The 21,734-nt window shown below is 62.1% G+C and carries 17 protein-coding genes; 11 read left to right on the top strand and 6 right to left on the bottom strand.

Annotated elements, in window-relative coordinates:
• Positions 1-35: 35 nt before the first annotated feature.
• Positions 36-473, bottom strand: a complete 438-nt coding sequence (locus M5G17_RS10070) for a hypothetical protein (RefSeq protein WP_273892777.1) — start codon at positions 471-473, stop codon at positions 36-38.
• On the opposite strand from M5G17_RS10070, the gene M5G17_RS10065 reads away from it, so the two are divergent.
• Positions 472-927, top strand: a complete 456-nt coding sequence (locus M5G17_RS10065) for a tRNA (cytidine(34)-2'-O)-methyltransferase (protein WP_273892776.1) — start codon at positions 472-474, stop codon at positions 925-927. The genes M5G17_RS10070 and M5G17_RS10065 overlap by 2 nt on opposite strands.
• Positions 928-978: 51 nt before the next feature.
• Here the strand turns inward: M5G17_RS10065 and secB are convergent, their stop codons facing one another.
• The 3 genes from secB to M5G17_RS10050 are packed head-to-tail and all read right to left on the bottom strand — an operon-like array spanning position 979 to position 2,183.
• The gene (gene secB / locus M5G17_RS10060; protein ID WP_130262582.1) at positions 979-1,470 is read right to left on the bottom strand and encodes a protein-export chaperone SecB; all 492 of its coding nucleotides are present in this window, start codon (positions 1,468-1,470) and stop codon (positions 979-981) included.
• A 40-nt stretch (positions 1,471-1,510) separates the two neighbouring features.
• Positions 1,511-1,765 (bottom strand): glutaredoxin 3, encoded by a 255-nt coding sequence (gene grxC, locus M5G17_RS10055; RefSeq protein WP_130262580.1) that lies wholly within the window; start codon positions 1,763-1,765, stop codon positions 1,511-1,513.
• Between the two features lies 1 nt (position 1,766).
• The gene (locus M5G17_RS10050) at positions 1,767-2,183 is read right to left on the bottom strand and encodes a rhodanese-like domain-containing protein (protein ID WP_010222286.1); all 417 of its coding nucleotides are present in this window, start codon (positions 2,181-2,183) and stop codon (positions 1,767-1,769) included.
• 217 nt (positions 2,184-2,400) lie between these two features.
• On the opposite strand from M5G17_RS10050, the gene gpmI reads away from it, so the two are divergent.
• The 4 genes from gpmI (at position 2,401) to M5G17_RS10030 (ending at position 7,544) form a co-directional block, all read left to right on the top strand.
• Positions 2,401-3,936, top strand: coding sequence for a 2,3-bisphosphoglycerate-independent phosphoglycerate mutase (gene gpmI, locus M5G17_RS10045; RefSeq protein WP_273892775.1), 1,536 nt, complete (start codon positions 2,401-2,403; stop codon positions 3,934-3,936).
• A gap of 128 nt (positions 3,937-4,064) precedes the next feature.
• Positions 4,065-5,351 carry a murein hydrolase activator EnvC family protein gene (locus M5G17_RS10040; protein WP_273892774.1) on the top strand — a complete coding sequence of 429 codons (1,287 nt, stop codon included), beginning with the start codon at positions 4,065-4,067 and terminating at the stop codon, positions 5,349-5,351.
• A gap of 87 nt (positions 5,352-5,438) precedes the next feature.
• Positions 5,439-6,767, top strand: a complete 1,329-nt coding sequence (locus tag M5G17_RS10035; protein ID WP_273892773.1) for a S41 family peptidase — start codon at positions 5,439-5,441, stop codon at positions 6,765-6,767.
• Between the two features lie 9 nt (positions 6,768-6,776).
• A complete protein-coding gene (locus tag M5G17_RS10030) occupies positions 6,777-7,544 on the top strand; it encodes a divergent polysaccharide deacetylase family protein (RefSeq protein WP_273892772.1) in 768 nt (255 codons plus the stop codon).
• Here the strand turns inward: M5G17_RS10030 and M5G17_RS10025 are convergent.
• Positions 7,535-8,275: a substrate-binding periplasmic protein gene (locus M5G17_RS10025; protein ID WP_273892771.1), complete on the bottom strand. Its 741-nt coding sequence runs from the start codon at positions 8,273-8,275 to the stop codon at positions 7,535-7,537. The genes M5G17_RS10030 and M5G17_RS10025 overlap by 10 nt on opposite strands.
• Positions 8,276-8,419: 144 nt before the next feature.
• Between M5G17_RS10025 and M5G17_RS10020 the strand changes: the two genes are divergently transcribed.
• Positions 8,420-9,925, top strand: coding sequence for a S1 family peptidase (locus M5G17_RS10020; protein WP_273892770.1), 1,506 nt, complete (start codon positions 8,420-8,422; stop codon positions 9,923-9,925).
• A gap of 61 nt (positions 9,926-9,986) precedes the next feature.
• Here the strand turns inward: M5G17_RS10020 and betT are convergent, their stop codons facing one another.
• Positions 9,987-11,990 (bottom strand): choline BCCT transporter BetT, encoded by a 2,004-nt coding sequence (gene betT, locus M5G17_RS10015; protein WP_273892769.1) that lies wholly within the window; start codon positions 11,988-11,990, stop codon positions 9,987-9,989.
• A gap of 422 nt (positions 11,991-12,412) precedes the next feature.
• Here betT and betI point away from each other — a divergent pair, with 422 nt between their 5' ends.
• The 5 genes from betI (at position 12,413) to mscK (ending at position 21,734) form a co-directional block, all read left to right on the top strand.
• Positions 12,413-13,078 carry a transcriptional regulator BetI gene (betI, locus tag M5G17_RS10010; RefSeq protein ID WP_273892768.1) on the top strand — a complete coding sequence of 222 codons (666 nt, stop codon included), beginning with the start codon at positions 12,413-12,415 and terminating at the stop codon, positions 13,076-13,078.
• Between the two features lie 31 nt (positions 13,079-13,109).
• On the top strand, positions 13,110-14,582 hold the full coding sequence (gene betB, locus M5G17_RS10005; RefSeq protein ID WP_130262558.1) for a betaine-aldehyde dehydrogenase: 1,473 nt from the start codon (positions 13,110-13,112) through the stop codon (positions 14,580-14,582).
• A gap of 78 nt (positions 14,583-14,660) precedes the next feature.
• Complete coding sequence (gene betA / locus M5G17_RS10000; protein WP_273892767.1) at positions 14,661-16,358, top strand: choline dehydrogenase; 1,698 nt, start codon at positions 14,661-14,663, stop codon at positions 16,356-16,358.
• A 243-nt stretch (positions 16,359-16,601) separates the two neighbouring features.
• Entirely contained in the window at positions 16,602-18,344 is a 1,743-nt protein-coding gene (locus tag M5G17_RS09995) for a potassium/proton antiporter (protein WP_130262554.1), read from the top strand.
• A gap of 39 nt (positions 18,345-18,383) precedes the next feature.
• Positions 18,384-21,734: a mechanosensitive channel MscK gene (gene mscK / locus M5G17_RS09990; RefSeq protein ID WP_273892766.1), complete on the top strand. Its 3,351-nt coding sequence runs from the start codon at positions 18,384-18,386 to the stop codon at positions 21,732-21,734.

The raw sequence follows: 21,734 nt of genomic DNA, 5'->3' as shown, positions 1-21,734 counted from the left end.
GGCCTTGGTACAGGCAGGCCGGGGAATCCCCTCTTTTATTCACGCAGCTTCACCTGCACCCGCCAGCGTCCATCCTCCTCTGCACCGCTCCATTCGCCATGCAGGGGGCGGGCCGCAACCAGGGTCACGAGCAAGCCACCATCGCTGTGCTGCACCCGCCAGCTCACCGGCTTGCCCTGCACCTGCAACTGCCCGCGCGCAGCCTTGCCCTCGGCCTCGAACAGCAGCGCCAAGGTGCCTTCGACCTCTTCGCCGTGCAGCTTGGGCTCTTCGTTGAACCACAGGTTCAACCCCGCCTCAAGCACCTCGACCTGCTCCAGCACCCGCGGCTCGGGAGCGGTCATACGACCGATCATCAGCCCCACCAGCATGCCGAACAGCGCCAGGGAAAACAGCACGCGCGGCCATAGCTGCGAACGCGGGTCCGGTTCAGGAGTAGAATGCTCACCATCTTTATGTTCGGAGCCGTGCATGTTTCACGTCATCCTCTTTCAACCAGAGATTCCGCCGAATACCGGCAACATCATCAGACTGTGTGCCAACAGCGGCTGCCACCTGCACCTGATCGAGCCGATCGGCTTCGAACTGGACGACAAGCGCTTGCGCCGGGCCGGTCTGGACTACCACGAGTATGCCACGCTCAAGCGCCACGCAGACCTGCCCAGCTGCCTGGAAAGCCTGGGTCAACCACGCGTGTTCGCCTTCACCACGAAAGCCTCGCACCCTTACCATGAAACCGCTTTCCAGCCGGGTGACGCCTTTCTGTTCGGCCCGGAAAGCCGCGGCTTGCCTGCCGACGTGCTAGACAGCCTGCCCGCCGAGCAACGCCTGCGCCTGCCGATGCGTCCGGGCTGCCGCAGCTTGAACCTGTCCAACACTGTCGCGGTGACAGTGTATGAAGCGTGGCGTCAGCAGGGGTTTGCCTGAGCCAAGAAAAAAGCGCCCCTGAGGGCGCTTTTTCAATACATCGCAACAGGCTTATTGCAGCGAAGGCGCTTCGCCAGCTTCCTGCATGCGTTGCATTTCCTGAGCGTACAGGGCGTCGAAGTTGACCGGCGAGAGCATCAGTGCCGGGAACGAACCACGGGTCACCAGGCTGTCCAGCGTTTCACGCGCGTACGGGAACAGGATGTTCGGGCAGAACGCACCCAGGGTGTGGCTCATCGACGCTGCGTCAAGGTTCTTGATCAGGAAGATACCGGCTTGTTGCACTTCAGCGATGAAGGCTACTTCGTCGCCGTTCTTCACGGTCACCGACAGGGTCAGCACGACCTCGTGGAAGTCGCCTTCCAGGCCTTTCTGCTTGGTGTTCAGGTCCAGGGCAACGCTCGGCTCCCACTGCTGACGGAAGATCGCCGGGCTTTTCGGCGCTTCGAACGACAGGTCGCGCACATAGATGCGCTGCAGGGAGAATTGCGGAGTGTTGTCGTCGGCTGCTGCGGCGGCATCGTTGTTCTGTTGATCAGTCATGACAGATCCTTCTTTCCAGAGTCTTTAACGGGTTTCTGATTCAGGCCTTGAGCAGCGCGTCGAGCTTGCCGGCGCGCTCCAGGGCATACAGGTCGTCGCAACCGCCGACGTGGGTGGAGCCCACCCAGATCTGCGGCACCGAAGTACGGCCGGCCTTCTGGCTCATTTCGGCGCGCAGTTGTGGCTTGCCATCGACCTTGATCTCTTCGAAGGCCACGCCTTTGCTGGCGAGCAGGTGCTTGGCCCGCGAGCAATAAGGGCAGTAATCGCTGGAGTAGACGATGACCTGGCTCATGTCACTTCACCAGCGGCAGGTTGTCGGCCTTCCAGCTCGACACACCGCCCGACAGTTTGGCAGCTGTGAAGCCGGCCTTGAGCAGTTCGCGAGCGGTAGTACCGGCGTGCTGGCCCATGGCGTCGACGATGATCAGGGTCTTGTTGGCCTTGTGCTTCTCCAGTTCGCCGATGCGCGCGGCGACTTTGTCCTGGGGAATGTTCACGGCGCCAACGATATGACCTGCGGCGTAGTCCTTGCTCGAACGGATGTCGATCACCAGGCCTTTGTCGGCGTTGACCAGCGCAGTCAGCTCGCCAGTGCTCAGGCTGCGGCCGCCCTTGCGTGCTTCGGTGACGATCAGCAAAACCAGCAGAACGACGAAGATACCGACCAGCAGATAGTGATTTGTTGCGAATTCAATCAGGTGAGCAACCATCGGAGGGTGTTCCAGGCCATTAAAAATGTTGGCCAGTATACACAGCCCCCAAGGTCGGCCAAAGCCCGCCGGGCAGGGTTATCGCCAGTAATTCTCATTGCCGTCTTGCAGCCCGTCGGCCAGCGCCGCCGGGGCCGCAAGGTTAATTCGTCATTCGTGGCCAATTTGCCCTAAAATGCGTGTCTTTATCATCTGAACAACCGTGAGTGTGGGATTGATGACGAGCACGCCAAAACCCTTGGTCCTGATCATCCTGGATGGTTTCGGTCACAGCGAAAGCCACGAATACAACGCCATCTATTCGGCCAACACGCCTGTCTACGATCGCCTGCGCGCAACCCAACCGCACGGCTTGATCTCCGGGTCCGGCATGGATGTCGGCCTGCCGGACGGGCAAATGGGCAACTCCGAAGTCGGCCACATGAACCTCGGTGCCGGCCGCGTGGTGTACCAGGACTTCACCCGGGTGACCAAGGCTATCAAGGACGGCGAGTTCTTTGACAACCCCGTACTGTGCGGCGCGGTCGACAAAGCCGTCGGTGCCGGCAAGGCCGTGCACATCCTCGGCCTGCTTTCCGATGGCGGCGTACACAGCCACCAGGACCACCTGGTAGCCATGGCTGAACTTGCCGCCAAGCGCGGTGCCGAGTCCATCTACCTGCACGCCTTCCTCGATGGCCGTGACACCCCACCGAAAAGCGCGCAGTCGTCGATCGAACTGCTCGATGCCGCCTTCGCCAAGCTCGGCAAGGGCCGCATCGGCAGCCTGATCGGCCGTTACTTCGCCATGGACCGCGACAACCGCTGGGACCGCGTATCGGCAGCCTACAACCTGATCGTCGACAGCAGCGCCGAATTCAGCGCCGACACGGCCCTTGCCGGCCTGGAAGCAGCCTACGCCCGTGGTGAGAGCGACGAATTCGTCAAGGCCACACGCATTGGCGAAGCGGTCAAGGTCGAAGACGGCGACGCGGTGATCTTTATGAACTTCCGCGCCGACCGCGCCCGTGAGCTGTCGCGGGTGTTCGTCGAGCCGGATTTCAACGAATTCCCACGGGCACGTCTGCCAAAACTGGCCGCCTACATCGGCCTGACCCAGTACTCGGCAAAAATCCCCGCCCCGGCGGCGTTCGCCCCGGGCAGCCTGGACAACGTGCTCGGCGAATACCTGGCGAAAAACGGCAAGACCCAGCTGCGCATCGCCGAAACCGAGAAATACGCCCACGTCACCTTCTTCTTCTCCGGTGGCCGTGAAGAGCCGTTCGAAGGCGAAGAACGCATACTGATCCCGTCGCCGAAAGTCGCCACTTACGACCTGCAGCCGGAAATGAGCGCACCGGAAGTGACCGACCGCATCGTCGAGGCCATCGAGCAGCAGCGCTACGACGTGATCGTGGTCAACTACGCCAACGGCGACATGGTCGGCCACAGCGGTGTTTTCGAGGCCGCAGTCAAGGCCGTCGAGGCGCTGGATCTGTGCGTCGGACGCATCGTCGAGGCGCTGGACAAGGTTGGCGGCGAAGCGCTGATCACCGCCGACCACGGCAACGTCGAGCAGATGGAAGACGAATGCACCGGCCAGGCGCACACCGCGCACACCACCGAGCCGGTACCGTTCATCTATGTCGGCAAGCGCAAGGTACAGGTCCGCGAAGGCGGTGTACTGGCCGACGTGGCGCCGACCATGCTCAAGCTGCTGGGCCTGGAAAAACCCGCCGAAATGACCGGCACCTCGATCCTGATCGACGCCTGAAATCGATAAACCGTCGATTACGGTCGGTTTTCCGGACAAACGCCTCAACGCATATGCCTTGAGGCGTTTTTTTTGCAGCCTGTGGCGGGCATACTAGGCCAGTCTCTATGCCTGGTGCTGCCCACCCCATGTTTCGCGCCCTGATCGTACTCGCCCTGTCTTGCCTGCTCAGCCCGGCCTTTGCCGATGAGCGCGCGCAAACCCAGCAGCAACTGGACGCCACGCGCCAGGACATTGCCGAGCTGAAAAAGATGCTTGGCAAGCTGCAGGAAGAAAAATCCGGCGTGCAGAAAGACCTGCGCTCGACCGAAACCGACATCGGCAAGCTGGAAAAGCAGGTGGAGGCCCTGCAACACGAACTAAAAAAGACGGAAGGCGAACTGGAGCGCCTTGATACCGAGAAAAAAAAACTCCAGAGCGCCCGCATTGAACAACAACGACTGATCGCCATCCAGGCCCGTTCGGCCTACCAGAACGGTCGCGAGGAATACCTCAAGCTGCTGCTCAACCAGCAGAACCCGGAAAAATTCGCCCGCACCCTGACCTATTACGATTACCTGAGCCAGGCGCGCCTGGAACAGTTGCGCAACTTCAATGAGACGTTGCGCCAATTGGCCAACGTGGAAAAAGACATCAGCCTGCAGCAAGCCCAGTTGCTGGCTCAGCAAGGCAGCCTCGACACTCAGCGCCAGGAGCTGGAGAAAGTGCGCACCGAGCGCACGCAGGTGCTAGCCAAGCTCAACAATGACGTCAAGGCCCGCGACCAGAAATTGCAGGCCCGTGAACAGGATCAGGCCGACCTGAGCAAGGTACTCAAGACCATCGAGGAAACCCTCGCCCGTCAGGCTCGTGAAGCCGAAGAGGCACGGCAGAAGGCCCTGCTCGCCGCTCAAGAAGCGGAAAAACAACGCCAGCGCGAAGCCCTGGCCGCCAACGACAGAGACGAACCGAAGAAGCCTCGGACGATTCCCGGCCCGCTGGTTTCCAGCAACGGCGAAACCTTCGGCGGGTCTTTTTCTGCCGCACAGGGAAAACTTCCATGGCCGGTCAATGGTCGATTGCTGGCACGCTTTGGCGAAACCCGCGGCGGCGACGCCCGGGCCAAGTGGGACGGGGTGATGATCAGCGCCTCGCCGGGCAGCCAGGTGCATGCCGTGCATGGTGGCCGCGTGGTGTTTGCCGACTGGTTGCGCGGCGCTGGACTTCTGGTCATTCTCGACCATGGTAATGGTTACCTGAGCCTGTATGGCCACAACCAGAGCCTGCTTAAAAGCGCCGGCGACGTGGTCAAGGCCGGTGAGGCCATCTCCACCGTCGGCAACAGCGGCGGCCAGGACAGCTCCGGGCTGTACTTCGCCATCCGCCAGCAGGGCCGCCCCAGCGACCCTGCACAATGGTGCCGTGCCCAGGGATAGGCACTACCCCCTATTTGACGGCGCAGCGTAACTTCAAGCTGCGCCGATGCTCTACGGAGCGCTACCAGGATCAGGAGTTCGTTCGACATGCTGCAATCGCCTCGCCTCACCTCGCTGGCCCTGACCATCGCCATGGTCCTTGGCGCGCCCTTGGCCCGTGCGGCCGAGCCAGCCAAGCCCGCCGCGATTCCAGCAACAACGGTCTCGGCACCGTCGAGCAAGGCACCGCTGCCGCTGGAAGAGCTGCGCACCTTTGCCGAGGTCATGGACCGCATCAAGGCCGCCTATGTCGAACCGGTAGACGACAAGACCCTGCTGGAAAACGCCATCAAAGGCATGCTCAGCAACCTTGATCCGCACTCGGCCTACCTCGGCCCGGAAGATTTCCTCGAACTGCAGGAGAGCACCAGTGGCGAGTTCGGCGGCCTGGGTATCGAAGTCGGCATGGAGGACGGTTTCATCAAGGTGGTCTCGCCGATCGACGAGACTCCGGCCTCGCGCGCCGGCATCGAAGCCGGCGACCTGATCGTCAAGATCAACGGTCAGCCGACTCGCGGCCAGACCATGACCGAAGCGGTCGACAAGATGCGCGGCAAGGTCGGTGAAAAAATCACCCTGACCCTGGTGCGTGACGGCGGCAACCCGTTTGATGTAACCCTGGCCCGTGCGGTGATCCAGGTCAAGAGCGTCAAGAGTCAGATGCTCGAAGACGGCTACGGCTACATCCGCATCACCCAGTTCCAGGTCAAGACCGGTGAAGAAGTCGGCAAGGCCCTGGCCAAACTGCGCAAGGACAACGGCAAGAAGCTGCGCGGCCTGGTGCTGGACCTGCGCAACAACCCGGGCGGTGTATTGCAGTCGGCGGTGGAAGTGGCCGACCACTTCCTGACCAAGGGCCTGATCGTCTACACCAAGGGCCGCATCGCCAACTCCGAGCTGCGCTTCTCCGCCGACCCGGCCGATGCCAGCGAAGGCGTGCCACTGGTGGTGCTGATCAACGGCGGCAGTGCCTCGGCCTCGGAAATTGTCGCCGGCGCCCTGCAAGACCAGAAACGCGGCGTACTGATGGGCACCGACAGCTTCGGCAAAGGCTCGGTGCAGACCGTGCTGCCGCTGAACAACGACCGCGCGCTGAAAATCACTACCGCCTTGTACTTCACCCCTAATGGCCGATCGATCCAGGCCCAGGGCATTGTCCCGGACATCGAGGTGCGCCGCGCCAAGATCACCGCCGAGCAGGACAGCGAGAACTTCAAGGAAGCCGACCTGCAAGGCCACCTGGGTAATGGCAACGGCGGCGCCGACCGGCCGTCGGGCAAAGGCGGCAGCGCCAAGCCACGCCCACAGGACGATGATTACCAGCTCAGCCAGGCCCTGAGCCTGCTCAAGGGCCTGAGCATCACCCAGGGCAAGTAAGGCCAGCAAATGCGTTACCTGCTATTGGCCCTGTTGTACCTGATGAGCGGCGTCGCCCTGGCGGCGCCGGCTCAAGCGGGCAAGGCCTACCTGACGCTGATCATCGATGACCTGGGGCAAAGCCCCGGGCGAGATGCCCGCACCCTCGCCCTGCCTGGCCCAGTGACCCTGGCCATCATGCCCGACACACCCCATGCCAGCGACTTCGCCCGCAAGGCGCACCGTGCCGGCAAGACCGTGATCCTGCACATGCCCATGGACCCCGCCACTGGCCCCTACGCCTGGCACCCCGGCGCACCGCTGCCGGAGCTTGCGCGACGGCTGGACGCAGCGCTCGCCAAAGTGCCCTACGCCGCTGGCATCAACAGCCACATGGGCAGCCGCATGACCGCCGAGCCTGTGGCCATGGCCTGGTTGATGGGTGAATTGCAACGACGCGGCCTGTTCTTCGTCGATAGCCGCACCAGCGCCGCCACGGTCGCGGCGAAATCTGCGCAAAACATCAACCTCGCCAGCGTATCGCGGGATGTATTTCTCGACGATGTGCGGACCACCGAAGCCATTGCCCGCCAGTTACAACAGGGCATTGCCCTGGCGCGCAAGCAGGGCACGGCGGTACTGATCGGTCATCCTTATCCACAGACCCTGGAGGTGCTTGAGCGTGAACTGCCCAAGCTCAAAGCCCAGGGCATCGAATGGATAGAGATTCACCAGATGATTGCCGAACGCAGCAATCGCGCCATGTCCGGCCACGGCCACAACGGCCTCTACAGGTAACGGGCGAAGGTCGCCTCGACAAAGCCGTCGTTGCGCATCTGCTCCAGTGCATGCTGCAGCTTGTTCACGACCTCGTCCGGCACGTCTCGGTTGAGCGCAAGATACAGCTCGGCGCCGTGAAAGCGCAGTACCGTCTTGAGGTTGCTCACACCCACCTGCCGGGCCAGGTAGCGGCCGGCCGGGTCGCCACTGGCCCACAGGTCAATCTCGCCCTTGAGCAGTTTTTTTGCGTTGTCGCGATCACGTAGCACCAGCACCGGGTTCAACCCTTGCTTGGCCAGGTACTCGGCAATCGCATCGCCCTTGTAGGCACCAATGCGGTAGCGGCGGGCGTCCTGCAGGTTGGTCAGGGTAATCGGGCTACCCTCCGGGGCCAGCAGAATCCAGTCATCGGGCCCCAACGGCCCGACCCACTTGAACAGTTTTTCCCGCTCAGGCTGGCGCGCCATGACGAACACGCCGTAGCCGGGAGTGTGCAACGCCTGCTCGTAGATTCGCTGCCAGGGAAAGCGCAGGGTCATGCTGTAGGGAACCCCGGCGCGCTTGAACATCTCGCGCACAAGGTCGGCGGCAATGCCATTGATGCCATCGTCGCGGGCAAAGCTCTTGCCGCTGATGGCCATGTTGTAGGGCGGAAAATTTTCGGTCAGCAGCACCACAGGCTCGCTCGCACGGGCAAGGCTGGTGAACGACAGACAACTGCACAGCAACAGGACAAGACGCTTGAACATGAGGGTACCGGGCTCCTTGGCAACACCAAGAGTGCCGGGGCCTGTGGGCGCTGTCCAGGCTTTCCGGGCGACTGATATATGTACCGCTCGCCACACCGCCTTCCGGCCAATAGTGCATCCCACCTACACCCCCGGAGGCTCGACATGTTCAAAGCTCACACTATTTATCTAGGCGCTATCCTGGCAACTGCTACATGCCAGACCCTGGCAACGGATTACGGCCAGGGGCTGCCAAGCCCTTCTGCCCCCCTGACCCTGCACAACGCACAGAGTCAGAACGAACACTGGAATGGCATCGGCCGGCTCTCGGACAACCTGCAATGCATGGCCTCGCTGATTGACAGCCGTGATCCCTGGAGCCCCTCGGACGGCCCGGCTTACGTGGTCACCAGCGGTCACTGCGTTGATCAACGCAATGGCGTGATCGTTCATGACGTGCCGGTAACCGGCAGCATCGCGTTCAACTATTTTGTCGACACCCTCGAACAACGCCAGGTATTCCCACTCAAGCGTCGAGTCTGGAGCAGCATGCAAGGTGTGGACCTGGCCCTGCTGGAGCTGGACGCCAGCTTGCAGGAAGTCATGGCCAAGGGTATCAAGCCGCTCACGCTGGCCAACACCCAGCAGTCAGGAGTCGAAGTGCTGGTGCTCGGCGACCCGATCAACCCGGGGCAAGGCCTGCGTCTGGCCGCCTGCACCCAGAACAATGCAACGAGTGTGGTGGAGTATCCCTGGGTCTGGCGAAATGTGCGCAGTAACAACTGCCAGGGTATTGCCTCCGGCGCATCTGGAAGCCCGGTCGTTGAGCGCTCCAGCAATCAGGTCGTCGCAGTCCTTAACACCACCACTGACACCCGTTTCGGCACGCCCTCTTGTGGCCTCAACAACCCGTGCACCCTGGACGATGGAAAAGCTGTCGATGCTCCGGCGCTCAACTATGCAATACCGGTGGGGCGCCTGCTCGGATGCTTCCGAGACGGGCTCGCCGACCTGAGCCTGAACACCTGTCATCTGCTGCCTGGCTTCCAACTGGAACAGCAAGACGCCTATTCATTCAAGCCGCTCACCAAGATAGCCACACACGCCGACGGCAGCGAGACCTTGCCGGCGTGGAACTTCAGCTTCAGCATCGACAAACCTTTCTACCGCTACAAGACCACCCGCGATCCATTGGCATGCGAGAACCCGGTGGGTTACAGCGGCACAATCGCCTCCATTGAAGCCAGCATCAAGGATGTCATCGGTCCGCAACCGGGCTGGCACTTCCTCTGTCTGCTGGGTGTGGACTCAGCCGCTCAACGCCCATCCCTGGCGTTGATGGGCAATAGTCTGAGCATTGCTGTCGACCTGCTGCCCGCTGCGCCTGTACCGGAGCCGGACATGTCCGTCGAGCCGCAGGACAATGGCGACATCAAGGTCACCTGGCGTATCGACCCGCCGGACCTGGAAGGCTACCGGGTCAAACGCGGTCCACCCGGCACCACCGATTGCGACGACGACCAAGGCTACGGCATCTTCCACCATGACCGGACCTTCACCTTCAAAGCCGCCAAGCTGCCGCTCACCTTGTGCAGTCAGGCCCAGGATGTCATCGGTCAAGGTTCGGCGGTTCGCAACGACCTGCTCCAGGCGCCAGAAACTTCAGGCTGAAGGCTGAAACAAAGAGGGCCCCGTTGTCACCAACGGGGCCCTCTTTTTCACTCAGGCAGGATCAGCTATAGACCCGGCCAAGCAACTGCCGGTGGCTTTCGAACTGATCGAGCACATCACGGGTGATCTGCTCCGGGCTGAAGCCCATCAGGTCGTATTCCTGGCTGCCGTTGTGCAGATACACCTCGGCACGGTAGAAGCGCTGGCGCACTTCCGATTCGCCTTCCACCGGTGCCTCACTCGGCGCCGCCAGGTAGCCGTCCAGGCTCACTTCGTAGACGAAAGGATTACCCTCATCCATCATCACCCGCAGGCCCATGGTCGAGCGTGACTGACCGACGCGGGTCTCTACTTCAACGCCCAGGTTGCGCAGTTGTCCGGCGGCTTCCTTGAGCGCCGGGCTGACCTGCTTGTCCATGAAGCGCTGGACGATCGCCTGGGTCGGCTGCAGGTCCAGCTGGCTCAGGCGCTCACTGAAGCCGCGACGACCGCGGGCGGCCAGCTCGGCTTGCTCCTGCTCGACCTGGCTGTCCTGCTTCATGGCCTTGTACAAGCCGAACATGAACAGCACCAGCACTACCGAGAACGGCAGGCCAGCCAGTACCACCATGGTCTGCATGGCGGCGAAGTTGCCGGCGAGCAACAGACCGATGGTCACCAGCGTGATCACCACCGACCAGAACACCACCATCCAGTGCGGCGCGTCCTCGTCGACCTTACCGCCTTTGCACGACAGGTTGGCCATCATCACCGCGCCCGAATCGGCCGGGGTGAGGAACAGCACGAAGCCGACGAACACTGCCACGCCAATGACAATCTTGGCCGCCGGGAAGAATTCCAGCAGTTGGTAGATCGACATCGCCGGCTGCTCGAGCGCGGTCTTGCCCAGCTCCACGGCGCCATGATTCATCACCAGGTCCAGCGCAGTGTTGCCGAAAATCGACAGCCAGGCCAGGGTGAAGCCCAACGGGATCAGCAGCACACCGGCAACCAGTTCACGCACGGTGCGGCCTTTGGAGATACGCGCGATGAACATGCCGACGAACGGGCCCCAGGAAATCCACCAGGCCCAGTAGAACACGGTCCACAGACCCAGCCAGCGCTCGGACTTGCCCGCCTCGCTTTCGTAGACGTAGAGATCGAAGGTTTTCAGCACGATACCGTTGAGGTAGTCGCCGATGTTCTGTACGAAGCCGTTGAGCAGGTGCAGGGTGTCACCTGCCAGCAGGACGAAGATCAACAGGCCGCTGAACAAAATAATGTTCAGGTTCGACAGTCGGCGGATACCGTTCTCCACACCGGAAACTGCGGCCACAGTGGCCACTGTGGCCATGACCAGGATCACGATCATCAGGTTGGTATCGCTGTGCTCCATGCCGAACAGGTATTCCAGGCCCGAAGACACTTGCATCGAGCCGATACCGAGGTTGGTCACCAGCCCCAGCAGCGTCACGAACATGCCGAAGATGTCCACCGCATGACCGGCGCCACCCTTGACCCAGCGCTCACCCATCAGCGGGTAAAGCGCCGAGCGCAGTGCCAGCGGCTGGTTGTGACGGTAGGCGAAGTAGCCCACAGCCAGACCGACCAGGGCGTAGATCGCCCAGCCGTGCAGGCCCCAGTGCAGGAAAGTCAGTTGCAGGCCCTGGCGCGCAGCTTCGGCAGTGGCCGAGGCGCCTTCTGGCGGGTTGAAGTAGTGATCCAGCGGCTCGGAAGCGCCGAAGTACAGCAGCGAAATGCCGATACCCGAGGAGAACAGCATGCCGGCCCAAGCGCCGTAGCTGAAGTCGGGTTTGTCGTCCTTGCCGCCAAGCTTGAGCTTGCCGAAGCTGGAGAAGGCCAGGACGACCACGAATACCAGGTAGCCGCCAATCACCAGCATGTAATACCAGCCGAAGCTGCGTGTCAGCCAGGTCTGGGCGAGGTTGAGCACTTCGCCGGCTTTTTGAGGTACAGCGATAAGCAAGGCAGTCAAAACGAGGATCAGCAACGCCGAGGTGAAGAACACCACGCGGTTGACCCGGACCCTCTCAGTGGGGGTCTTGGTAAGGGAGGCAGAACTCATTGCACATTTGCTCCGGGCAGTGCGAGAGAAGCACGAAACGACCTATCCCTGAGCAAATGGTGCAATAGCCCCACTGCCACAGGTGTTATAAAAGCACCTTGAAAAAACCGTGATCCCGAATCGATTGCATTGAAAAAAACAGGCCGAAAACCCCGTCCCGAGGGTTGTCCGCGCGGTGTGATACCGCTCGGCAGATCTGTTCAACGCGCCGTTTACGCCCGTCAACACCTTGTATTACGGGGGTTTCACGTCTTTTTGGGGTGCCAATTTGTGCCAACCGCAGGTAGGAAAAACCTGTCAATGGCACAGATTGTCGCAGAGCTTATTCTTTGTTGATTGAACGTTCAATCAAAACAAAATAGACTGGCCTTCGCCGAGGCAGCCGCTCGTCGACTGCTCGCAGGCCTGAGGAGATTTGCAAGATGCCCAAGGTCGGTATGCAACCCATTCGCCGCCAGCAGTTGATCGAAGCCACATTGCTGGCCATCGACCAGGTCGGCATGGGTGACGCCAGCATTGCGCTGATCGCCCGTTTGGCCGGTGTGTCGAATGGCATCATCAGTCACTACTTTCAGGACAAGAACGGCCTGATCGCAGCGACCATGCAGTACTTGATGAGCGTGCTGAGCGAGAACGTCGCCGCCAACCGGCAGACGCTCAAGGACAACAGCCCGCGTGCCCACCTGCAGGTGATCATCGAAGGCAACTTCGACGCCAGTCAGGTCAATGGCCCGGCAATGAAAACCTGGTTGGCCTTCTGGGCCTCCAGCATGCACCAGCCGTCTTTGCACAGGTTGCAGCGGATCAACGATCACCGCTTGTATTCCAACCTGTGCTGCCAGTTCCGCCGCACCCTGCCGTTGCCCGAGGCACGTAGCGCGGCTCGGGGACTGGCAGCGTTGATCGACGGTCTGTGGCTGCGCGGTGCGCTGTCAGGAGACGCTTTCGACACCGACCAGGCGAAACAAATCGCTTACGAATACATGGATCTACAACTGGCGAAACAGACGAGCCCGGACATGCAAATCCGGGCCTCTGAACCACCGCGCGCCGCGATTGCCAAAAAAGCAGGAGCGCTGCACGGATAGCCAAACACACATATGCACTTGCGAGGACACTATGGCCCGTTTCGAACTGCAAAAACTCTACATTGATGGTGGTTATGTCGACGCTTCCAGCGACGCTACTTTCGACGCCATCAACCCGGCCAACGGCGAAGTCCTCGCCCAGGTGCAACGTGCTACCCAAGCTGACGTCGAGCGTGCGGTAGAAAGCGCCGAACGTGGCCAGAAAGTCTGGGCCGCCATGACCGCCATGCAGCGTTCGCGCATCCTGCGCCGCGCCGTCGACATCCTGCGTGAGCGCAACGATGAGCTGGCCGCCCTGGAAACCCTGGACACCGGCAAGTCCTACTCCGAAACCCGCTACGTCGACATCGTCACCGGCGCCGACGTGCTGGAATACTACGCAGGCCTGGTACCGGCCATCGAAGGCGAGCAGATCCCGCTGCGTGACAGCTCGTTCGTCTACACCCGTCGCGAGCCGCTGGGCGTGACCGTCGGTATCGGCGCCTGGAACTACCCGATCCAGATCGCCCTGTGGAAATCCGCACCTGCCCTGGCGGCCGGTAACGCGATGATCTTCAAGCCGAGCGAAGTCACCTCGCTGACCACCCTGAAACTGGCCGAAATCTACACCCAAGCCGGCCTGCCAGACGGCGTGTTCAACGTCCTGACCGGCAGCGGCCGCGAAGTCGGCACCTGGCTGACCGAGCACCCGCGCATCGAGAAAATCTCCTTCACCGGCGGCACCACCACCGGCAAGAAAGTCATGGCCAGCGCCTCGAGCTCGACGCTCAAGGAAGTCACCATGGAACTGGGCGGCAAGTCGCCACTGATCATCTGCGACGACGCCGACCTCGACCGCGCCGCCGACATCGCCATGATGGCCAACTTCTACAGCTCGGGCCAGGTCTGCACCAACGGTACCCGCGTGTTCGTCCCTGCCTCGATGAAAGCGGCTTTCGAAGCCAAGATCGCCGAGCGCGTTGCCCGCATCCGCGTTGGCAACCCTGAAGACGAAAACACCAACTTCGGCCCACTGGTCAGCTTCGCCCACCTGGAAAGCGTGCTGGGCTACATCGCCAAGGGCAAAGAAGAAGGTGCTCGCGTGCTGTGCGGCGGCGAGCGTCTGACCGAAGGCGAATTCGCCAAGGGCGCGTTCGTCGCGCCGACCGTCTTCACCGACTGCCGTGACGACATGACCATCGTCAAGGAAGAAATCTTCGGCCCAGTGATGAGCATCCTCTCCTATGAGAGCGAAGAAGAAGTCATCCGTCGTGCCAACGACACCGAATACGGCCTGGCGGCAGGCGTCTGCACCAACGACATCAGCCGTGCCCACCGCATCATCCACCAGCTCGAAGCCGGTATCTGCTGGATCAATGCCTGGGGCGAGTCGCCAGCCGAAATGCCGGTCGGCGGTTACAAGCAGTCCGGTGTCGGCCGTGAGAACGGTGTCAGCTCGCTGGCTCAGTACACTCGCATCAAATCGGTACAGGTTGAGCTGGGCAACTACAACTCGGTGTTCTAAGCACCCCTTGTAGACACGCCCGTGCCCTTGTGCACGGGCGTCCCCGCTCCCTGCTCACTGCCAATGAGGGTACTTAACATGTCCCATGAATTCGATTACATCATCGTCGGTGCCGGCTCTGCCGGTAACACCCTGGCGACCCGCCTGACCGAAGACGAAGGCGTTACCGTCCTGCTGCTCGAAGCCGGTGGCCCTGACTACCGCGCCGACTTCCGCACCCAGATGCCGGCCGCCCTGGCCTTCCCGCTGCAGGGTCGCCGCTACAACTGGGCCTACGAGACCGACCCGGAGCCGCACATGGACGGCCGCCGGATGGAATGCGGTCGCGGCAAGGGCCTGGGCGGCTCGTCGCTGATCAACGGCATGTGCTACATCCGCGGCAACGCCATGGACTTCGACGGCTGGGCACAACTGCCAGGCCTTGATGACTGGACCTACCTGGACTGCCTGCCGTACTTCCGCAAAGCGGAAACCCGTGACATCGGCGCCAACGACTTCCACGGCGGCGAAGGCCCGGTCAGCGTGACCACGCCCAAAGCCGGCAACAACCCGCTGTTCCACGCCATGGTCGAAGCCGGCGTGCAAGCCGGTTACCCGCGTACCGAAGACCTGAACGGCTACCAGCAGGAAGGCTTCGGCCCGATGGACCGTACCGTCACGCCAAAAGGCCGTCGCTCCAGCACCGCCCGCGGCTACCTGGACACCGCCAAGAAGCGCTCGACCCTGACCATCGTCACCCACGCCCTGAGCGATCGCGTGCTGTTCGACGGCAAGCGTGCCGTAGGCGTGAGCTACCTGGTTGGCGCCAGCGAAGAGCGCGTCGAAGCCCGTGCACGCAAGGAAGTCATCGTCTGCTCCGGCGCCATCGCCTCGCCGCAACTGCTGCAGCGTTCCGGCGTCGGCCCGCGCGCCCTGCTCGAAGGTCTCAACGTACCGGTGGTCCACGACCTGCCAGGCGTCGGCGAGAACCTGCAGGACCACCTGGAGCTGTACCTGCAGTATGCCTGCACCCAGCCGGTCTCGCTGTACCCGTCGCTGCTCTGGTACAACCAGCCGGCCATCGGTGCCGAGTGGCTGTTCAAGGGCACTGGCATCGGTGCCAGCAACCAGTTCGAAGCCGGTGGTTTCATCCGTACTCGCCCTGAGTTCGAATGGCCAAACATCCAGTACCACTTCCTGCCGGTAGCGATTAACTACAACGGCAGCAACGGCGTACAGGAACACGGCTTCCAGGCCCACATGGGTTCGATGCGCTCGCCTAGCCGCGGCCGTATCCAGCTCAAGTCCAAGGACCCGCGCCAGCACCCGAGCATCCTGTTCAACTACATGGCGAGCGACCAGGACTGGCAGGAATTTCGCGATGGCATCCGCCTGACCCGCGAAATCATGGCTCAGCCTGCGCTGGACGCCTACCGTGGTCGCGAGATCAGCCCGGGCGCCGACGTGCAGACCGACGAGGAACTGGACAAGTTCATCCGCGAACACGCCGAAACCGCGTTCCACCCGTCCTGCTCGTGCAAGATGGGCGACGATGACATGGCGGTCGTAGACGGCCAGGGCCGCGTGCATGGCATGCAGGGCCTGCGCGTGGTCGATGCCTCGATCATGCCGATCATCATCACCGGCAACCTCAACGCCACCACGATCATGATCGCCGAGAAAATCGCCGACAAGATCCGCAACCGCCAGCCGCTGCCGCGCAGCACTGCCAAGTACTACGTGGCCAATGGCGCGCCGGTGAAAGGCAAGGCAATGCGTGAGGTGAAGCAGGCCTAAAGCCCTGCAACGCCCATCGCTGGCAAGCCAGCTCCCACAGGATTTGTACAGACCTTGTGGGAGCTGGCTTGCCAGCGATGACGTCAGCGCCAGCAACATAAAAAAGGCACCTTGCGAGGTGCTTTTTTTGTACCCGCGATTAACCCTTTACAGCCCGCCAACCCCTCAGGTTAGAATCCTTGGCACGCGACCTGCTTATCGAAAAGCTCACCGCCCCTTTCTGTTTTCCCCGGAGTACTGCCTTTGGATGCGTCCACCATCAATAGCCTGTTCTTGATCGGCGCATTGCTGGTAGGTGCAAGTATTCTGGTCAGCTCACTGTCTTCACGCCTGGGCATCCCGATCCTGGTCATCATCCTGGCGGTCGGCATGATCGCCGGTGTCGATGGCGGCGGCATCATCTTCAACAATTACCCAACCGCCTACCTTGTGGGCAACCTGGCCCTGGCGGTCATCCTGCTCGACGGCGGCTTGCGCACCCGCGTAGCGAGCTTCCGCGTGGCCCTGTGGCCGGCCCTGTCACTGGCGACCGTCGGCGTGTTGATCACCACCGGGCTGACCGGCATGGTCGCCGCCTGGCTGTTCGACCTGAGCCTGATCCAGGGCCTGCTGATCGGCGCCATTGTCGGCTCCACCGACGCCGCAGCGGTGTTTTCGCTGCTCGGTGGCAAGGGCCTGAACGAGCGGGTGACGGCAACCCTGGAGATCGAGTCGGGCAGCAACGACCCGATGGCGGTGTTCCTTACCGTAACCCTGATCGAGATGATCGCCAGCGGTCAGACGGGCCTACACTGGAGCCTGCTCACCCACTTGCTGCGCGAGTTCGGCATCGGTGGCCTGCTGGGCCTGGGCGGCGGCTGGTTGATGCTGCAACTGGTCAACCGCATCAACCTCGCCGGCGGCCTGTACCCGATCCTGGTGGTGGCCGGCGGCCTGGTGGTGTTCTCGCTGACCAACGCCTTGCACGGCAGCGGCTTCCTGGCCGTGTACCTGTGCGGCCTGGTGCTGGGCAACCGGCCGATCCGCAGCCGCCATGGCATCCTGCACATGCTCGACGGTATGGCCTGGCTTGCGCAGATCGGCATGTTCCTGGTCCTCGGCCTGCTGGTAACGCCGCACGACCTGCTGCCGATTGCCCTGCCGGCGCTGGGCCTGGCCCTGTGGATGATCGTCGTGGCCCGGCCGCTGTCGGTGGTCGCCGCCTTGCTGCCGTTCAAGGCCTTCCATGGCCGCGAAAAGGCCTTTATTTCCTGGGTTGGCCTGCGCGGCGCGGTACCGATCATTCTTGCGGTGTTCCCGCTGATGGCCGGGCTGCCCGATGCCCAGCTGTTCTTCAACCTGGCATTCTTCATCGTGCTGGTCTCGCTGCTGGTGCAAGGCACCAGCCTGCCCTGGGTGGCCAAGCTGCTGAAAGTAACGGTACCGCCCGACCCCGCGCCCATTTCCCGTTCGGCCCTGGAAGTGCACGTCACCAGTGAATGGGAGCTGTTCGTCTATCGCCTGGGTGCGGAAAAATGGTGCATCGGCGCCGCCCTGCGGGAACTGAAAATGCCCGAAGGCACCCGCATCGCGGCGCTGTTTCGCGGCCAGCAACTGCTCCATCCGTCGGGAAGTACCACCCTGGAAGTCGACGATCTGCTCTGCGTGATCGGCCACGAACACAACCTTCCGGCCCTCGGCAAGCTGTTCAGCCAAGCGCCGCAGCGTGGCCTGGACCTGCGCTTCTTTGGTGACTTCGTGCTCGAAGGTGACGCAGAACTGGGGGCTGTAGCGGCGTTGTACGGTTTGAAGCTCGACGGCCAGGACCCGCACATGCCGCTCAGCCGCTTCATCACGCAGAAGGTTGGCGGCGCACCGGTGGTCGGCGACCAGATCGAATGGAACAGCACCTTGTGGACGGTTGCGGTGATGGAAGGGAACAAGATCAACAAAGTGGGCGTCAAATTTCCCGAAGGTACTCGACCCGGCCCAGGGTTGTTCCTTTAAACTCCGTTCTTCGCCTCTGCCTGTACGAATTTTCTGCCTATGTCTCTGCGTACTTTTTTAAGCGCAGCCCTCTTCGGGCTGTGCCTGTCCCTCTCCCCGGTCTGGGCGGCGGAGCCGCCAAGCACAGCATCGATCCAGCAAAGCCTGGACAAGATCGCCGAACGCAAGCTGCCCGAGGCTGAGCAGAAAGCCCTGCAGCAGGTGCTCGAACAGACCCTGACCTTGCTCGGCACCAAAGAGGACAGCGAGAAAAAGCTCACGGCCCTCAAGCATCAGCTCAGTGACGCGCCGCGCCAGACCAGCGAAAACCAGCGCGAGCTGGCCAAGCTGCAAAACAGCAAGGTCATCCCGGTCGCCCAGCGCTATGCCGCCTCCAGCGTGCCGCAGTTGGAGCAACTGCTGGCCGAGCGCAACACCGAGCAGGGCGAACTGCAAAAAGCGCTGTCTGAGGCCAATAGCCTGACCATCACCGCGCAGACCCGGCCCGAGCGGGCCCAGGCAGAAATCAGCGCCAACCAGACCCGTGCCCAGCAGATCAACACCAGCCTGAAGATCGGCAAGGACGGCGGCAAGCCGCTTAGCGCCGATCAGCGCAACCAGCTCAATGCGGAACTTGCCGCGCTCAATGCCCTGACCCTGCTGCGTCGCCAGGAACTGGCCGGCAACAGCCTGTTGCAGGATCTGGGCAACAGCCAGCATGACCTGCTGATCGAGCGCGCCGCACGCCTGGAACAGGAAATCCAGGACCTGCAGACGCTGATCAACCAGAAGCGCCTGGCCCAGTCCCAGCAAACCGTCACCGAGCAGTCGATCGAAGCACAGAAGGCCGGCGGCAGCACCCTGCTGGCCACGGAAAGCGCTGCCAACCTCAAGCTTTCCGACTACCTGCTGCGCAGCACCGACCGCCTCAACGAACTGACCCAGCAGAACCTCAAGACCAAGCAGCAGTTGGACACCCTGACCCAAAGCGACCAAGCCCTGGACGAGCAAATCAGCGTGCTCAAAGGCAGCCTGCTGCTGTCGAAGATCCTCTACAAGCAGAAGCAGGCGCTACCGCACCTGAAGCTCGACCGCGACCTGGCCGACCAGATCGCCGATATCCGCCTGTACCAGTTCGAGATCAACCAGCAGCGCGAGCAGATCAGCAGCCCGAGCAGCTATGTCGACAAGCTGCTCACCGCGCAACCGCCCGAGACCGTCACCCCGCAACTGCGCAAGGCCCTGCTGGAAGTGGCGATCACTCGCAGCGACCTGCTTGAACGCCTTAACCGTGAACTGAGCGCACTGCTCAATGAATCGATCACCCTGCAACTGAACCAGAAGCAACTGTTCAGTACCGCACAAAACCTGCGCGCAACCCTTGATGAGCAGATGTTCTGGATTCCCAGCAACAAGCCGCTGGACCTGGAATGGCTGCGCACCGTGCCCGAGCGCCTGCAGAAACAGGTGGTCAGCCTGCCCTGGGGGTCGGGCCTGAGGGAGCTGACCGACGGCCTGGGCCAGCGGCCGCTGCTGTTCCTGCCCTTGCTGTTGCTGATCGGTGCCCTGCTGTGGCGGCGCAAGTACCTGTATGCGCGCCTGACCAAGGTTCACCAGGATGTCGGCCACTTCAAGCGTGACAGCCAATGGCACACGCCCCAGGCAATTCTGGTCAATATCCTCCTGGCCATGCCGCTGAGCCTGGGCCTGGCCCTGTGCGGCATTGCCTTGCAGATCGATGCCCGCGGCCAGAATGCCAACCTCGGTTCTGCCCTGTTCCAGGTCGCCCAGGCCTGGCTGGTGTTCTACACCGCCTACCGGATACTTGCCCCGGGCGGCGTGGCTGAACTGCATTTCCGCTGGGAAAAACCCCAGGTCGAATTCCTCCGCGGCTGGATCCGCCGCCTGGGTACCGTGGTCCTGGCCCTGGTCGGTGTGGTGGCGGTAGCCGAGCATCAACCCTCGGCACTGGCGGATGACGTGCTCGGCATCGGCGTGGTGCTGACCTGTTACGCGCTGATGGCCTGGTTGCTCAGCCGCCTGCTGCTGAGCAGCCCCACCCATCGCAACACTTCACTGTTTCGCAAGGCAGTGGGCGTGGCGTTCACCGTGCTGCCGGTAGCGCTGTTCATCGCCGTCTGCTTTGGCTACTACTACACCGCGCTCAAGCTCACCGACCGCCTGATCGACACCTTGTACCTGCTGATGTTCTGGCTGGTGATCGAGGCCGCCTTCGTCCGCGGCCTGGCCGTGGCCGCCCGGCGCCTGGCCTACCAACGGGCGCTGAGCAAGCGCCAGGCTGCCAAGGAGGGCCTGGATGGTGAAGTGGTGGTCGAAGAGCCGACCCTGGACATCGAGCAGGTCAACCAGCAGTCCCTGCGCCTGATCCGCCTGGCCCTGCTCGGTGGCTTCATCGCCGCCTTGTACTGGGTCTGGTCAGACCTGATCAGTGTGTTCGCCTACCTCGACAACATCACCCTGTACGAGTACACCAGCGGCACTGGCGCGGCCATGAGCATGGTGCCGATCAGCCTGCGCGACCTGCTGGGCGCACTGGTGATCATCGGCATCACCATTGCCCTGGCCGGCAACTTGCCGGGCCTGCTCGAAGTGCTGGTGCTGTCACGCCTGAACCTGGCCCAGGGCAGCGCCTACGCCACCACCACTTTGCTGTCCTACGTGATTGCCGGGGTCGGCTTTGTCTCCACCCTGTCAGCCCTGGGCGTGAGCTGGGACAAGCTGCAATGGCTGGTAGCGGCGCTGTCAGTGGGCCTGGGTTTTGGCATGCAGGAGATCTTCGCCAACTTCATCTCCGGGATCATGATCCTGTTCGAACGCCCGGTGCGTATCGGCGACACCATCACCATCGGCAACCTTTCGGGTACGGTCAGCAAGATCCGTATTCGCGCCACCACCATCACCGACTTCGATCGCAAGGACATCATTGTCCCGAACAAGACCTTCATCACCGGGCAATTGATCAACTGGTCGCTGACCGACACCATCACCCGGGTGACCCTCAAGCTGGGCGTCGACTACGGCTCGGACCTGGACCTGGTGCGGACCCTGTTGCTCAAGGCGGCCAACGACAACCCGCGAGTGCTCAAGGAACCGGCGCCGATCGTCTACTTCCTCAACTTTGGCGAAAGCACCCTGGACCACGAACTGCGCATGCATGTACGTGACCTCGGCGACCGCAATCCGGTGCTGGACGAGATCAACCGTTACATCAACAAAGAGTTCAAGAAGCAGCACATCAACATCTCCTTCCGGCAGATGGAGATCTACCTGAAGAACATGCAGGGCCAAGAGTACAAGATGGTACCGGTAGAAAACCTCGACAAGACCGTGCTGCCAACCACTGCCAACGGCGCCAAGCCCGACGACGAGGCCACCGGCAAACCGGCCTGA

Origin of the sequence: Pseudomonas rubra, assembly GCF_028656935.1 — a bacterium.
Classification (GTDB): Bacteria; Pseudomonadota; Gammaproteobacteria; order Pseudomonadales; family Pseudomonadaceae; genus Aquipseudomonas; species Aquipseudomonas rubra.
The sequence above is the reverse complement of the archived record's forward strand: the minus strand, read 5'-3'. Positions and strand labels throughout refer to the sequence as shown.

What these genes read in the sequence shown, in the direction of transcription:
- M5G17_RS10065 (WP_273892776.1), top strand. Translation starts at nt 472, where the DNA reads ATGTTTCACGTCATCCTCTTTCAACCAGAGATTCCGCCGAATACCGGC.
- M5G17_RS10070 (WP_273892777.1), bottom strand. Translation starts at nt 473, where the DNA reads ATGCACGGCTCCGAACATAAAGATGGTGAGCATTCTACTCCTGAACCG.
- secB (WP_130262582.1), bottom strand. Translation starts at nt 1,470, where the DNA reads ATGACTGATCAACAGAACAACGATGCCGCCGCAGCAGCCGACGACAAC.
- grxC (WP_130262580.1), bottom strand. Translation starts at nt 1,765, where the DNA reads ATGAGCCAGGTCATCGTCTACTCCAGCGATTACTGCCCTTATTGCTCG.
- M5G17_RS10050 (WP_010222286.1), bottom strand. Translation starts at nt 2,183, where the DNA reads ATGGTTGCTCACCTGATTGAATTCGCAACAAATCACTATCTGCTGGTC.
- gpmI (WP_273892775.1), top strand. Translation starts at nt 2,401, where the DNA reads ATGACGAGCACGCCAAAACCCTTGGTCCTGATCATCCTGGATGGTTTC.
- M5G17_RS10040 (WP_273892774.1), top strand. Translation starts at nt 4,065, where the DNA reads ATGTTTCGCGCCCTGATCGTACTCGCCCTGTCTTGCCTGCTCAGCCCG.
- M5G17_RS10035 (WP_273892773.1), top strand. Translation starts at nt 5,439, where the DNA reads ATGCTGCAATCGCCTCGCCTCACCTCGCTGGCCCTGACCATCGCCATG.
- M5G17_RS10030 (WP_273892772.1), top strand. Translation starts at nt 6,777, where the DNA reads ATGCGTTACCTGCTATTGGCCCTGTTGTACCTGATGAGCGGCGTCGCC.
- M5G17_RS10025 (WP_273892771.1), bottom strand. Translation starts at nt 8,275, where the DNA reads ATGTTCAAGCGTCTTGTCCTGTTGCTGTGCAGTTGTCTGTCGTTCACC.
- M5G17_RS10020 (WP_273892770.1), top strand. Translation starts at nt 8,420, where the DNA reads ATGTTCAAAGCTCACACTATTTATCTAGGCGCTATCCTGGCAACTGCT.
- betT (WP_273892769.1), bottom strand. Translation starts at nt 11,990, where the DNA reads ATGAGTTCTGCCTCCCTTACCAAGACCCCCACTGAGAGGGTCCGGGTC.
- betI (WP_273892768.1), top strand. Translation starts at nt 12,413, where the DNA reads ATGCCCAAGGTCGGTATGCAACCCATTCGCCGCCAGCAGTTGATCGAA.
- betB (WP_130262558.1), top strand. Translation starts at nt 13,110, where the DNA reads ATGGCCCGTTTCGAACTGCAAAAACTCTACATTGATGGTGGTTATGTC.
- betA (WP_273892767.1), top strand. Translation starts at nt 14,661, where the DNA reads ATGTCCCATGAATTCGATTACATCATCGTCGGTGCCGGCTCTGCCGGT.
- mscK (WP_273892766.1), top strand. Translation starts at nt 18,384, where the DNA reads ATGTCTCTGCGTACTTTTTTAAGCGCAGCCCTCTTCGGGCTGTGCCTG.